This window comes from Streptomyces uncialis, from assembly GCF_036250755.1.
GTDB lineage: Bacteria > Actinomycetota > Actinomycetes > Streptomycetales > Streptomycetaceae > Streptomyces > Streptomyces uncialis.
Map to the genome: position 1 here is coordinate 2,300,318 of NZ_CP109583.1, position 13,392 is coordinate 2,313,709.

A 13,392-nucleotide genomic window follows, 5' to 3' on the forward strand; every position below is an offset into this window, starting at 1 on the left:
AGTGGAGGCGAAAGAGATTCAGCCGAGGCGGCCGACGGTGCGCGCGCTCAGATCGACGATGTTCGCGCGGGTGTCGATCCAGGGGCCGTTCTTGACCTTGAAGACCACGCTCAGGCAGCGGTTCTTGCCGCAGTCCTTGAGGACGGCCGGAACCTTGAGGGTGGTGTCCTTACGGAAGATCATGCCGCTGAGCTCAGCCTGACCGGGTTCCGTGAGGTTCTTCCCGGTGGCGTGGCGGAAGTCCTTCTTCAGGTCCCGGCCGAGCGGGTGCGCGATCAGCAGTCGCGCCGCCTCGGCGAGCTCCCCCTGGCTGGGCGGCGGCTGCGCGCCGCGCGTGGTGACGGTGTCCAGCACCTTGCCGCTGCCCAGGTCGACCGTCTTGGTGACGGTGGCTTCCTGGTCGTAGTCGTAGAAGACGACCTCGGCCATACGGTTCGCCTGACCGGCCGGCGCGTTCGGGTCCGGCTCCTGGAGGTTCGTGTAGAGGAGCTCCGGCCCCCGGTCCCCCTCGACATCGCGCGCGGCGCGGCGCAGATCGCCCGCCGACGCGAGCCGCTCGGCCTGCTTCAGCTCGTCGTCGGTCAGCGGGTCGCTGCCGATGCCCTTCTCGCCCTCGGTGGGCGCGGCCTGGATCTCGGCGGGCGGCGGCACGTCCGCGTCGGCCGAGCCCTGCCGCTGTCCGTCGTCCTGCCCGGCGCCCGCCTTGCCGTCCTCGGCCCGGCCCTGCTCGCCCTGCTCGCTCGGGTCGCCCTGACGGCTCTGTCCCGCGCTGTCGCCCTGGCTCTGCCCCGGGCGGTCGTCCGCGTTCTCGTCGGCGCCTGCCGTGCCCGGCAGGGTCACGGCCACCATGAGGGCCGTACCGGCCACCGCGATCGCCCCGCCCGCCATGACCTTCCCCAGATGGCGTCTCACCAATTGACGCACTGTCTCCCCCAACTCCCCCACGTGCTGTACCCGTAGACATACCGGGTATGCGGTCACCCGGTAGGACGGACCGAAGTCCTAGGAGGTTGCCTCGGTTTCGGGAAGACTCTGCCCGCAGTGGCCCCAGGGACAAGGGCCTGGAACGGAAGAGTCTCATCCATGCAGGTCTGGCCCGGACAGGCGTATCCGCTGGGTGCCACGTACGACGGCGCCGGCACCAACTTCGCGGTCTTCTCGGAGGCCGCCCACCGCATCGAACTGTGTCTGCTGCACGACGACGGCTCGGAGACACGCACGGAGCTGCGCGAGACGGACGCGTTCGTCCGGCACGCCTATCTGCCCGGTGTGATGCCGGGACAGCGCTACGGCTTCCGTGTGCACGGTCCGTACGCGCCCGAACGGGGGATGCGCTGCAACGCGGCGAAGCTCCTCCTCGACCCGTACGCGCGCGCGGTGAGCGGCGCCGTCGACTGGGGCGAGGAGGTGTACGGCTACCACTTCGGCTCGCCCGAACGGCGCAACGACATGGACTCGGGGCCGCACACCATGGCGTCGGTGGTGGTGAACCCCTACTTCGACTGGGGCGACGACCGGCCCCCGCGCACCGACTACCACCGCACGGTGATCTACGAGGCCCATGTGAAGGGCCTGACGATGACCCATCCGGCGCTGCCCGCCGAGCTGCGCGGCACCTACGCGGCGCTGGCGCACCCGGCGGTCCTCGAACACCTCACCGAGCTCGGGGTGACCGCGCTGGAGCTGATGCCGGTGCACCAGTTCGTCGACGACCACCGGCTGGTCGACATGGGGCTGAACAACTACTGGGGGTACAACACCATCGGCTTCTTCGCCCCCCACAACGCGTACGCGTCGTGGGGGGACCGGGGCCAGCAGGTCCTGGAGTTCAAATCGGCGGTCCGGGCCCTCCACAAGGCGGGCATCGAGGTGATCCTCGACGTGGTCTACAACCACACCGCGGAGGGGAACCATCTGGGCCCGACCCTGTCCTTCCGGGGGCTGGACAACGCGTCCTATTACCGGCTGGCGGACAGTCCACGGCACTACATGGACACCACCGGCACGGGGAACTCCCTGTTGATGCGGTCCCCGCACGTGCTGCAACTGATCATGGACTCGCTGCGGTACTGGGTCACGGAGATGCATGTCGACGGCTTCCGCTTCGACCTGGCGGCGACCCTCGCCCGGCAGTTCCACGAGGTGGACCGGCTGTCCTCGTTCTTCGACCTGGTCCAGCAGGACCCGGTGGTCTCCCAGGCCAAGCTGATCGCCGAGCCGTGGGACGTGGGCGAGGGCGGCTACCAGGTGGGGAACTTCCCCCCGCTGTGGACGGAGTGGAACGGCAAGTACCGGGACACGGTCCGCGACCTGTGGCGCGGTGAGCCCCGAACGCTCGCGGAGTTCGCGTCCCGGCTGACCGGTTCCTCGGACCTCTATCAGGACGACGGCCGCCGCCCGCTGGCCTCGATCAACTTCGTCACCTGCCACGACGGCTTCACCATGCACGACCTGGTCGCCTACGACGAGAAGCACAACGAGGACAACGGCGAGGACAACCGCGACGGCGAGAACCACAACCGCTCCTGGAACTGCGGCGCGGAGGGCCCGACGGACGATCCGGCGGTACGGGAACTGCGGCAGCGCCAGATGCGCAACCTCACCGCCACCCTCCTGCTGTCCCAGGGTGTGCCGATGCTCAGCCACGGCGACGAGTTCGCCCGTACCCAGGGCGGCAACAACAACGCCTACTGCCAGGACAACACGGTCTCCTGGGTGCGCTGGCCCGGCGCGGCGCCGGACGGACGGGCCGCCGGTGACGTGGCGGAGGAACCCGTCGAGGACTCGGTGGCGGCCCGGCATCTGGCGTTCACCCGGTCGATGGTGTGGCTGCGCCGGGACCACCCCGTCTTCCGCAGACGGCGGTTCTTCCAGGGCCGCACGCTCCGGGGCACCCCCGACGAACTGTCCGACATCGCCTGGTTCACCCCGGAGGGTGGTCAGATGCGGCAACGGGACTGGAGCGCGGCCCAGGCCAGGGCGCTGACCGTGTTCCTGAACGGCAACGCGATCTCGGAGCCCGGACCGCGCGGGGAGCGCGTCAAGGACGATTCGTTCCTGCTGATGTTCAACGCCTCCCCCGAGACGCTGGACTTCGTCGTCCCGCTCGACCACGGCCATCAGTGGCGGATCGTGGTGGACACGGCCTGCCCGGAGGGCGTGCCGCCGGGCGGCGCGACCAAGGTGACCGCCGGGGACCGGATCACCCTGGTGGACCACAGCATGGCGGTGCTCCAACGGCCGACGTGAGGGCGGCGGCGGAGCCGGTGACCGCCCCTGGAGGCCCCGGCACGGCTCCGCCCCGTACGGGCGGTGCCCCCGAGGCCTCCCGGGCCCGGACGTACGGTTCGCGGCCCGGACTGCGCCACCTGCTGCCGACGGTGACAGGAAGGGCGTCCGTCCGGGTACGTACCGTCGCATGACACCTGAGCCCGCCGAGCCATGGATTCCCGCGCCGCCGACCGCCACGTACCGTCTTCAGCTCCAGCCGGACTTCCCGTTCGCCGCGGCGGAGGCGGCCGTGCCCCATCTCGCCGGGCTCGGCGTGTCCCATCTGCATCTGTCGCCCGTCCTGGAGGCCGTACCGGGTTCCACCCACGGCTACGACGTGGTGGACCACGCGCGCGTGCGTGACGAGTTGGGCGGCGAGGAAGGGCTGCGGGCGCTGGCGGGTACCGCGCGGCGGCACGGGCTGGGGCTGATCGCGGACATCGTGCCCAACCACATGGCCGCCGCGCCCCGGTGGAACCGCTCCTGGTGGGAGGTGCTGCGCGACGGCCCGGGATCGCCCTACGCGCGCTGGTTCGACATCGACTGGGACGCCCACGGAGGGCGGGTGCTGCTGCCTGTGCTGGCCCACCGGATCGGCACGGAACCCGGCGCGCTCCGGGTCGACGGGGACGTCCTGCGCTATCACGAGCACACGTTCCCGCTGCGGGCCGGCACCGAGGGGCTGCCCGTCGAGCGGCTGCTGGACGCCCAGTGGTACCGCCTCGCCTGGTGGCGGCTGGCCCGTACGGAGCTGAACTACCGGCGTTTCTTCACCGTCCCGGAACTGATCGGGCTACGGGTCGAGGACCCGGAGGTGTTCCACGCGACCCACGCCAAGGTGCTGGACCTGCTGCGGGCGGGGGTCCTGGAGGGACTGCGGGTCGACCACCCGGACGGGCTGGCCGACCCGGGCGGCTATCTGCGGCGGCTCCACGCGGCCACCGGTGGCCGCTGGACGGTCGTGGAGAAGATCCTCACCGACGGGGAGGTGCTGCCCGCCTCCTGGCCGGTGGCGGGGACCACCGGGTACGACGCGCTGCGGCGGGTGGACGGGCTGTTCACCGACCCGGCGGGCGCGGCCGAACTCCGCCGCCGGTACCGGGACTTCACCGGCCTGCCCGCCGACCGGGGCGGCCGCTGGCCGGACACCGTGCGGCGGGCCGCCTACCGGGTCGTCACCCATGAGCTGGCCGCCGAGGTGGAGCGCCTCACGCGCGCGTGCCACCGGCTGTGCGCTGCGGACCCGGCACTGCGCGATCACGCGCCCTGGGCGCTGCGCACGGCGATCCGCGAGCTGCTGGTCCGGCTGCGGGTGTACCGCCCGTACGGCCCCGGGGACGCGGCACAGGTGCTGACCGAGGAGGCCGCGCGGGACGCCAGGAGCGTGTACACCGTGCCCGAGGAGGCCACCGCCGTCGACGCCGTACGGGGCCTGCTGACCGGGGAGCGGGGCCGGGGGGCGGAGGTGGACGCGTTCCGCGCGAGGTTCGCGCAGACGGCGTCCGCGGCGCACGCCAAGTCCGTCGAGGACACCGCCTTCTACCGCTACGCGTCCCTGCTGTCCGCCACCGAGGTGGGCGGTGATCCCGGCGTGCCCGCGTCGTCGGCCGACGACTTCCACCGGCACTGCGCGCGCGTGCAGCGCGACTGGCCGCTGAGCGGGACGGTGCTGTCCACCCACGACACCAAGCGCAGCGCGGACGTACGGGCGAGGATCGCCGTCCTCACCGAGGTCCCCGAACGGTGGGCCGCCCTCCTCGCCGACCTGACGGAACGTACCGCGCGTCCCGGGGGCGTCCCGGCGCCCGATCCGCTCGTCGCCTGGGCGGCCTGGCAGTTGGTGGTGGGGATCGGCTTCCCCGGCGCGGGACGGCTGGAGGGGGCCCTGCTCAAGCATGTGCGCGAGGCGGGACTGCGTACCTCGTGGACGGAGCCGGACGCGGACTACGAGCGGTCCGTGACGGACTTCGTCGCCGCGGGTCCCGGCGGGGCTCCCGTGGAGAGGGTGACGGAGTTCCTGGCCGGACTGCGGCCCCATGTGCGGGCGAACGTCCTGGGTGCGGTCCTGCTCCAGTTGACGATGCCCGGGGTTCCCGATGTGTACCAGGGCACCGAGGCGGAGTACCTGGCGCTGGTGGACCCCGACAACCGGCGGCCCGTCCGCTTCCGGCCCGAGGACCTTCCCGCACCGGGGGCCGCTGTCGCGGGGCCGGACCCGTCCGCCGAGAAGGCAGCGCTCACCGCCACGGCGCTGCGTCTGCGCCGCCGCCTGCCCGGGGTGTTCGGCGAGGCGGCCTCGTACACGCCGCTGTATGCCTCGGGGAGCGCCGCGGAGCATGTCGTCGCCCATGTGCGGCGCGGCGGGGGCCCCGAGGCGGTCCTGGTGGCCGTCACGCGGCTTTCCGCACGGCTGCTCGACGCGGGCGGCTGGGGCGGCACCGGGCTGCCCCTGCCGGACGGGGTGTGGCGCGATCTGCTCACTCCTGGGCGGGAGTTCACCGGCCAGGTGCTGACGCGGGATCTGTTCGCGGACCTGCCGGTCGCGTTGCTGCTGCGGGACTCCGCCGAGGGCGGCGGGTGAGACGCGGTCCGCGACGGGGGTCCTGGGCGGGGCCGGGTGTCCGTACGAGGTCGGGGCCGGGCCCCGGTCCGGTAGCGGCCAGGTACGACCAGGGTTCAGGAAGCGGTGAGGCGGTACGTCACGTTTCCGAAGCCGATGTGGTCACCGTCGCGTACCACCGCGGCGCCCACGACCCGCCGTCCGTTCACGGAGGTGCCGTTGGTCGACCCCAGGTCGCGCAGCACCCACAGACCGCTCTGCCGGGACAGTTCGGCGTGCACCCGGGACACCGTCTCGTGGTTGAGCCGGAGCCCGTTGCCGGGGTCCCTGCCGATACGCAGCGGGGACGTGGCGGTGTGCCCCGGCAGGAGCAGCTTCGGCAGCCGCTCGCCCTGCCAGGCCCGGCGCAGCCGCCCGGGGAAGCCGGAGGCCGCCGCGACCCCGCCGAGCACCACGCGCGACCAGCGGCCCTCGGACCGCAGATCGGCGGTCAGTACCGCGAGTTCGTCGGGCCGCCGCGCCACGAGGGCGAGTTCCATGCGCCGGATGTAGGTGTCCTGCGACAGCCTGCCCTCCGCGACACCGTCCCGCAGGGCGGTGAGCGCTCTGTCGCGGTCCGCGTCGGAGATCCGCGCGGGATACGTGGAGAACTCGGAGGACGACGTCACAGATCCGATTGTCGGACAACGCGACCCGAGGTGTCCACCACGGCGACGGTCCTGTGACCAGGCACGGACACACGGCACCGCCGCCGGTCCCCGGTGGCGTCCGGGCGGACGTACCGGCGGGGGCACCCGCGCGCGGGCCGTCGTCCGCCCGGCTCCCACGCGGTGGGGAGCACGCCGGCCGTGGCGGATCGACCGGTCGCGGCCCTGGTGCCGCACGATGGTTTCGTAGTCCGCCGTCCGACGACGAGGGGAACCGTCCGTGCAGTTCGAGGTGTGGGCACCGGAAGCCGGAGAGGTGGCCCTTGAGGTGGAGGGCGGCACGCGCGCGTTGTCACGCGACCCGGACCGCGCGGGGTGGTGGACGGGGGACGCCGAGGCCGTGGACGGCACCCGGTACGGCTTCCGGCTGGACGGCGGCCCCGTGCTGCCCGATCCGCGTTCCCGGCGGCAGCCGGACGGCCCGGACGGGCTCAGCGCGGTCGTCGTCCCGGACGGACAGGTCCGGGGTGCCCCATGGCCGGGGCGGGGGCTGCCCGGCGCCGTCCTGTACGAGCTGCATGTGGGCACGTACACCCCTGAGGGCACCTTCGACGCGGCGGCCGACCGGCTCGGCCATCTCGCGGAACTCGGCGTCACCCATGTGGAGCTGCTGCCGGTGTGCCCCTTCCCGGGGCGGCATGGGTGGGGCTACGAGGGTGTGTCCCCGTGGGCGGTGCACGAACCGTACGGCGGCCCGGCGGGGCTGAGGCGCTTCGTGGACCGGGCGCACGCGCTGGGGCTCGGTGTGGTGCTCGACGTGGTGCACAACCATCTGGGGCCGTCGGGCAATCATCTGCCCGCGTTCGGACCGTACTTCACGGACACCCATCACACCCCCTGGGGCGCCGCGGTCAATCTGGACGCCCCCGGCTCGGACGAGGTACGCGCGTATCTGCGGGACAGCGCGCTGGCCTGGCTGCGCGAGTTCGGTCTGGACGGGCTGCGGCTGGACGCCGTGCACGCGCTGCGGGACACCCGCGCCCACACGTTCCTGGAGGAGCTGTCGGAGGCCGTCGACACGCTCTCGGGCGAGCTGGGCAGGCCCCTGTTCCTGATCGCCGAGTCGGACCTCGGTGACCCCCGGCTCATCACCCCCCGCAAGGAGAACGGTCTCGGGCTGCACGCGCAGTGGAACGACGACTTCCATCACGCGCTGCACACCGCCTTCACGGGTGAGTCAGGCGGTTACTACGCCGACTTCGCCGAGGACCCGTTCGCCGCTCTCGCGAAGACCCTCACGGGCGGCTTCTTCCATGACGGCACGTACTCGTCGTTCCGGGGCCGCCGGCACGGCCGTCCCCTGGACCGGGGGCGGGTGTCCGGTCATCGGCTGCTGGGCTACGCGCAGACCCATGACCAGATCGGCAACCGTGCCCAGGGCGACCGGCTGTCGGCGTCCCTGTCCCCCGGGCTCCTGGCCTGCGTGGCCGCGCTGGTGCTGACCGCGCCGTTCACCCCGATGCTGTTCATGGGCGAGGAATGGGCGGCGGGCACCCCTTGGCAGTTCTTCACCGACCACACGGACCCGGAGCTGGCCGAGGCGGTACGGCAGGGCAGGAGGCGGGAGTTCACCGACCACGGCTGGGCCGCGCGGGACGTGCCCGACCCGCAGGACCCGGCGACGCGTGAGCGGTCCTGTCTGGACTGGTCGGAGCCGGGGCGCGAGCCCCACGCGCGCGTGCTGGCCTGGTACCGCGAGCTGATCGCGCTGCGCCGCACCCACCCCGATCTCGCGAGCACGGACCTGACGGCGGTACGGGTCACGTACGACCGGACGGCCCGGTGGCTGATGGTGCGGCGCGGTGATCTGCGGATCGTCGTCAACGTCTCCGAGCGACCGGCCGTCATCGGGCTGGGGCCCCGCCCCGCGCGCGCGGTGGCGGCCTGGGAGCCCGTGTCCGGGCCCGGTACCGACGGACTGCTCACCGTGCCCGCCGAGTCCTGCGCGGTGCTCGTCCAGCCCTGACGGCCCCGGAGCCCGTACCGCCCCTCCCCGCCCGATCCCGCCCGTCTCCCTCGCCGTCCCCTCGCCCGTCCACTTGCGTTGGAGCGCACTCCACCTCCTAGCCTTCGCCACGAACCGATCTGGAGGAGACACACCATGCGACAGCGATTTCTGGGCGGTACGGGACTGCGCGTCAGCGAGCTGTGCCTCGGCGCGATGACCTTCGGCGGCGGGGCCGACGAACCGGCCTCGCACCGCATGCTCGACACGTTCGTGGAGGCGGGCGGCACGTTCGTCGACACGGCCGACGTGTACGGCAAGGGCGTGTCCGAGGAGATCCTGGGACGGTGGCTCAAGGACCGGCGCCGTGACGAGCTGGTCATCGCGACCAAGGTGTTCGGCACCATGGGCGAGGCACCGAACGCGGGCGGTCTCGGACGCAAGCACATCCTGTCGGCGGTCGACGCGAGCCTGCGGCGGCTCGGCACGGACCACATCGACCTTTATCAGACGCATGTGTGGGACGCGTCCACGCCGATCGAGGAGACCCTGTCCACCCTGGACACACTCGTGACCGCCGGCAAGGTCCGCTACATCGGCGCCAGCAATCTGTCCGCTGCGCAGCTCCAGAAGTCGCTGGACGTGTCCCGCGCGGGTGGCTGGGAGCGCTATGTGTGCCTTCAGCCGCTGTACAACCTGCTGGCACGTGAGACGGAGTGGGAACTCCTTCCGCTGAGCCGCGCCGAGGGGGTCGGGGTCATCCCGTGGAGCCCGCTCCAGGGCGGCTGGCTGACGGGCAAGTACACCCGGGGGATGTCCTCGGCGCCCACCGGGTCACGGGAGGCCGGTGCCGAGCGGGACCATGGGCGGGAGACCTGGCGGGACAGGGACACCGAGGACACCTGGCGGGTCGTCGACGCGGTCCTCGCGGTGGCCGAGGAGACGGGACGCACCCCGGCTCAGGTGGCGCTGCGCTGGCTGCTCCAGCGCCCGGGGGTCACGGCGCCGATCATCGGCGCCCGCACGGTCGAACAGCTCACCGACAACCTCGGCGCGGTGGGCTGGGAGCTGTCCGCCGAGCAGGAGTCCCGGCTCACCGAGGCCGGTAAGCGGCCCCTGCCGTACCCGTACGACGTCCTGGAGCAGTTCCGGGACAAGGACGCCCGGGACTGACTCCTCGGCCGCCCCAGGGGCCACCGAGGGCCCGTACGGGCCCAACGGCTCACCCTCGCCCCGGTGTCGGCCCGCCCGCTCGGCGGAGCGGCACCGGGCCGGGTAGGGGCGGGCCGGGTAGGGGCGGGCCGGGTAGGGGTCGGCGGCGCGGGTGGTTCGCCGGGTCCCCGAACGGCCGACGGGCCGCCATCCGCCCGCTGCCCGTCGCTCGTCGCGCGCCGACCGTCACCCCCCGTCACCCCCCGTCGGCCGTCGGCCGTCGGCGACCGTCGACCGCTACCCGTCGTCCTCGCTGAGCCGCTCCAGCAGGATCGCCTCCCAGGCGCGCGCGAGTTGCGACCGCAGCAGCGGCAGCGGGCTGTCGTCCGTCCCGTGCAGGCGTTCGGCCAGCAGGATCAGGGTGTCGCACCGGGCGAGCCACAGTCCGCGCAGGCACTCACGGGGGCTGTATCCGGCGAGGGTCGCCGCACGGACCGCGGCCGGGGCGCCCACCGACAGGGCGAGGCCGCGGATGTCCTCGGCCGGGTCGCCGATGAGGGCGTCCGCCCAGTCCAGGACCCCGCGTACCCGGCCGTCCGCGCTGATCCGCAGATGCTCGCCCTTGAGGTCACCGTGCACCACCACGGCGGCGGCGCGCGGGGCGAGCTCCACGACCGCGCGGGGCGTGAGCCGGGCGAGCTTCCCCGCGTCGAACTCACGGTCCGGGACGAGTTGCCGGGCGGCGTGGCGCGCGGCCGTGCGCAGGTCGTCCAGGGAGCGCGGCGGGGTACGCGGCACCCCGAGCGCGGCGGCGTCCGCGACGGGCACCTCGCGCAGCCCGGTGAGCAGCGCCGCGAGATCCGGCTCCCCCACCGCCGAGACGCTCACGTCCTCACCGGATTCACCGAACAGCCGCTGATCGAGTGTGTACACATGGGCCTCGGCCCAGATCCCGGTGGCGGCGCTGACGGGCACGGGTACGGCGACATGCCGGCGGACCAGGTCCCGCAGCCGGATCTCCCGGCGCAGCCGCGCGGAGACCTCCCGGTCGGGGGCCATGCGCAGCACATGACGGGCGCCGACCCACCAGCTCCAGTGCTCCCCGCCCTCGGCCACGGGACGGACCCGCGGGCCGTCGTCCGCGCGCGGGACGCGGGCCGGGGTGGCGGTCGCGGACGGGGTGGTCGGGGCGGTCGCGGACGTAGCGGTCGGGGATTCGTGCCAGTGGGCGGCACCGGGGGTGGCGGTGTCCGCGCCGGTGCGCAGGGCGGCGCGGGCGATGCGCCGCACCGTGTCGTCGGTCGGACGTCGGGGGTGACCTGGTCGTGTTCCGGTGAGGGGTGAGGTGTGGTCACCCGGCGGCTCTTCACCGGTGCGCGGGTCCGCGGTGGCGCGGGTCCGTTTGTCGATGGGAGGCTGCTTCATCTCTCGTTCCCAGGGCCGGTCCGTCACGCGGTCAGTGCACGATGGCCATCTCGCGCGCGGTGTCGTTGAGTCGTCGACCGCCGTCCTCGGTGACGGTCACGATGTCCTCGATCCTGACGCCGAATCGCCCCGGGAGGTAGATGCCCGGCTCCACGGAGAAGCACATCCCGGGAACCAGGGGCTGCTCCTCGCCCTCGATCATGTAGGGCGGTTCATGCGTGGTGACCCCGATGCCGTGGCCCGTGCGGTGGATGAAGAAGTCGCCGTATCCCGCGTCGGTGATGTACGCGCGTGCCGCGCGGTCGATCTCCTGGCACGCCACTCCGGGGCGCACGGCCTGGAATCCCGCCTCCTGAGCGGCGCGGACGATGTCGTGGACGGTCTGTTCGACGGCGCCCGGCTCGCCGACGTGGACGGTGCGGGAGGTGTCGGACCCGTAGCCGTGTTTCAGACCGCCGAAGTCGAGGACGACCATGTCCCCCTGCCGGATGACCCGGTCGTCCGCCTCATGATGCGGATCCGCGCCGTTGGGTCCGGAGCCGACGACGGTGAAGTCCACCTGTTCGTGGCCGAAGTGCCGCAGCAGATCCGCCAGATCACCGGCGACGTCCGTCTCCTTCCGCCCGGCGAAGGGAACTTCCCTGATCGCCTCGTACGTTGCGTCAGCGGCGGCTCCGGCCGCTGTGAGACGTTCCAGTTCGGCCGTGTCCTTGACCGCGCGCAGCATCGGCAGGGAGCGCGTGAGCGAGACGTAGGAGGTGTCGGGCAGGGTGCTTTGGAGACCGAGCAGATGCATGGACCAGGCGTTGTCGCTGATACCGAAGCGGCCCCGGGGGTCGAGCAGGGGCGCTGTCACGTCGTAGGGGTCCTTGCCGTCGGTCCAGTCGCGCAGGGTGAGCGCGGGGGCTCCGACGGACCTGGCCGCGTCGGGGGCCTCCAGGGTCGGGACGACGAGGACGGGGTCGCGGCCGGGCGCGAGGACGAGCGCGGTGAGGCGTTCGGTGACGGCCGTGGGCCGGTATCCGGTGAGCCACACCAGGTCCGGTCCCGGGGCCACGACGATCCCGGCGAGACCCGCGTCGGCCGCGGCCCGCGCGGCCCGGTCCATCCGGGCCCGGTAGTCGTCCACCGTGAACGGATCGGGGGTGGTGGTCATCAAGGTCTCCGTCCCGTCGGGCGCGCGGCCCGGAAGGCCGCCGCGGCGGCGGGCCCGGGTCACCGCTGTGGAGCCTCGGCGGCCCCTGGGCAGCATCCTGCCCGTACGGCGGGGCCCACGCGAGCGGGATTCGCCGCGCGGCGACAGGGGAACAGTGGGTTCGGACAGGCGGGTTCGGAACCGCGCCCCACCCCGCGCGCGTCCTCCGCTCCGTCCCGCTCCCATGGCTTGCAACCCTGCTCCAGGTAATGCTTGTATGCGCTTCAACCATTAGATCGGAGCTGCTCCCGGCATCGGGGACGGGCAGCCCATGAGGGGGAGGGCCCACGACGATGGTGGTGCTGGCTCAGATCAGCGATCTGCACCTGGACGGGACCGCGCGGGCGACGGAGCGCGCGGAGCGGGTCATGCGCCGACTGCTCGCCCTGCCCGGGCCCCTGGACGCGCTGCTGGTCACCGGGGACATCACCGACCACGGTACGGAGGCCGAGTACGAGGAAGCCGCACGGATCCTGGGACTCCATGACCCGGACCCGCCCTTCCCGGTCCTGATGTGTCCGGGCAACCACGACAGACGTGAGCCCTATCGCAAGGCGCTGCTGGGCGAGCCGCCCGCGAGCGATCCGGTGAACCGGTCCTACTGGGTCGGCGAAGCCGTGGTCGTGATGCTGGACTCCAGCATTCCCGGCTCCGACGAGGGGGAGCTGGATCGCGGCACCTACGCCTGGCTTGAGGACACCCTGGACGAGTTGGACGGTGAGACACCCGTGCTGCTGGCGCTGCACCACCCGCCCGTGGCGGTGCACCATCCGCTGCCGGACGGCTTCGGCCTGCGTCGGCCGGCCCGGTTGGCCGCGCTGATACGGGACCGGCCGGAGGTCGCCGGGGTCGTCACGGGCCACGCGCACTCCCCCGCCGCCTCGGTGTTCGCGGGCCGCCCGCTGATCGTCGGCCCCGGTGTCACCTGGACGCTGCGGTTGCCCTGGGAGGGCGAGGACCCGGCCGATCTGGACGCGCCCGTCGGCTTCGCCTTCCATGTGCTCGACGACGAGAGACGGCTGACGACCCACTTCAGGGCCGCCTGACCGTCGGCGGGCCGCCTCACCCCCGGCGGGGCGCGCGCCCGACGTGGACGGCGCGGCGCGCACGACCCGTCGGACGAACCGCCGGAGGGCGC

9 protein-coding genes are annotated in these 13,392 nt (G+C 72.9%); 5 read left to right on the forward strand and 4 right to left on the reverse strand.

Annotation, left to right across the window (positions count from 1 at the left end; all coding sequences use genetic code 11):
* Positions 1-18 precede the first annotated feature (18 nt).
* Positions 19-912, reverse strand: a complete 894-nt coding sequence (locus OG711_RS09435; RefSeq protein ID WP_329563711.1) for a Tat pathway signal sequence domain protein — start codon at positions 910-912, stop codon at positions 19-21.
* A gap of 171 nt (positions 913-1,083) precedes the next feature.
* On the opposite strand from OG711_RS09435, the gene glgX reads away from it, so the two are divergent.
* Together glgX and treY are read left to right on the forward strand one after the other, a co-directional pair.
* Positions 1,084-3,249, forward strand: coding sequence for a glycogen debranching protein GlgX (glgX, locus tag OG711_RS09440; RefSeq protein ID WP_329559050.1), 2,166 nt, complete (start codon positions 1,084-1,086; stop codon positions 3,247-3,249).
* A gap of 169 nt (positions 3,250-3,418) precedes the next feature.
* On the forward strand, positions 3,419-5,851 hold the full coding sequence (gene treY / locus OG711_RS09445; protein WP_329559051.1) for a malto-oligosyltrehalose synthase: 2,433 nt from the start codon (positions 3,419-3,421) through the stop codon (positions 5,849-5,851).
* A 95-nt stretch (positions 5,852-5,946) separates the two neighbouring features.
* Here the strand turns inward: treY and OG711_RS09450 are convergent, their stop codons facing one another.
* Positions 5,947-6,498, reverse strand: coding sequence for a DUF1707 and FHA domain-containing protein (locus OG711_RS09450; RefSeq protein ID WP_073789727.1), 552 nt, complete (start codon positions 6,496-6,498; stop codon positions 5,947-5,949).
* A 259-nt stretch (positions 6,499-6,757) separates the two neighbouring features.
* On the opposite strand from OG711_RS09450, the gene treZ reads away from it, so the two are divergent.
* The gene (treZ, locus tag OG711_RS09455) at positions 6,758-8,503 is read left to right on the forward strand and encodes a malto-oligosyltrehalose trehalohydrolase (protein ID WP_329559052.1); all 1,746 of its coding nucleotides are present in this window, start codon (positions 6,758-6,760) and stop codon (positions 8,501-8,503) included.
* A 135-nt stretch (positions 8,504-8,638) separates the two neighbouring features.
* Positions 8,639-9,655, forward strand: a complete 1,017-nt coding sequence (locus OG711_RS09460; RefSeq protein WP_073789723.1) for an aldo/keto reductase — start codon at positions 8,639-8,641, stop codon at positions 9,653-9,655.
* A 276-nt stretch (positions 9,656-9,931) separates the two neighbouring features.
* Here the strand turns inward: OG711_RS09460 and OG711_RS09465 are convergent, their stop codons facing one another.
* Both OG711_RS09465 and OG711_RS09470 read right to left on the reverse strand, forming a co-directional pair.
* Complete coding sequence (locus tag OG711_RS09465; protein WP_329559053.1) at positions 9,932-11,059, reverse strand: aminoglycoside phosphotransferase family protein; 1,128 nt, start codon at positions 11,057-11,059, stop codon at positions 9,932-9,934.
* 31 nt (positions 11,060-11,090) lie between these two features.
* Positions 11,091-12,215, reverse strand: coding sequence for an aminopeptidase P family protein (locus tag OG711_RS09470; protein ID WP_329559054.1), 1,125 nt, complete (start codon positions 12,213-12,215; stop codon positions 11,091-11,093).
* 332 nt (positions 12,216-12,547) lie between these two features.
* On the opposite strand from OG711_RS09470, the gene OG711_RS09475 reads away from it, so the two are divergent.
* Positions 12,548-13,300 (forward strand): metallophosphoesterase, encoded by a 753-nt coding sequence (locus tag OG711_RS09475; protein ID WP_266507317.1) that lies wholly within the window; start codon positions 12,548-12,550, stop codon positions 13,298-13,300.
* Positions 13,301-13,392: the final 92 nt, after the last annotated feature.

What these genes read in the sequence shown, in the direction of transcription:
- glgX (WP_329559050.1), top strand. Translation starts at nt 1,084, where the DNA reads ATGCAGGTCTGGCCCGGACAGGCGTATCCGCTGGGTGCCACGTACGAC.
- treY (WP_329559051.1), top strand. Translation starts at nt 3,419, where the DNA reads ATGACACCTGAGCCCGCCGAGCCATGGATTCCCGCGCCGCCGACCGCC.
- OG711_RS09460 (WP_073789723.1), top strand. Translation starts at nt 8,639, where the DNA reads ATGCGACAGCGATTTCTGGGCGGTACGGGACTGCGCGTCAGCGAGCTG.
- OG711_RS09465 (WP_329559053.1), bottom strand. Translation starts at nt 11,059, where the DNA reads ATGAAGCAGCCTCCCATCGACAAACGGACCCGCGCCACCGCGGACCCG.
- OG711_RS09470 (WP_329559054.1), bottom strand. Translation starts at nt 12,215, where the DNA reads ATGACCACCACCCCCGATCCGTTCACGGTGGACGACTACCGGGCCCGG.
- OG711_RS09475 (WP_266507317.1), top strand. Translation starts at nt 12,548, where the DNA reads ATGGTGGTGCTGGCTCAGATCAGCGATCTGCACCTGGACGGGACCGCG.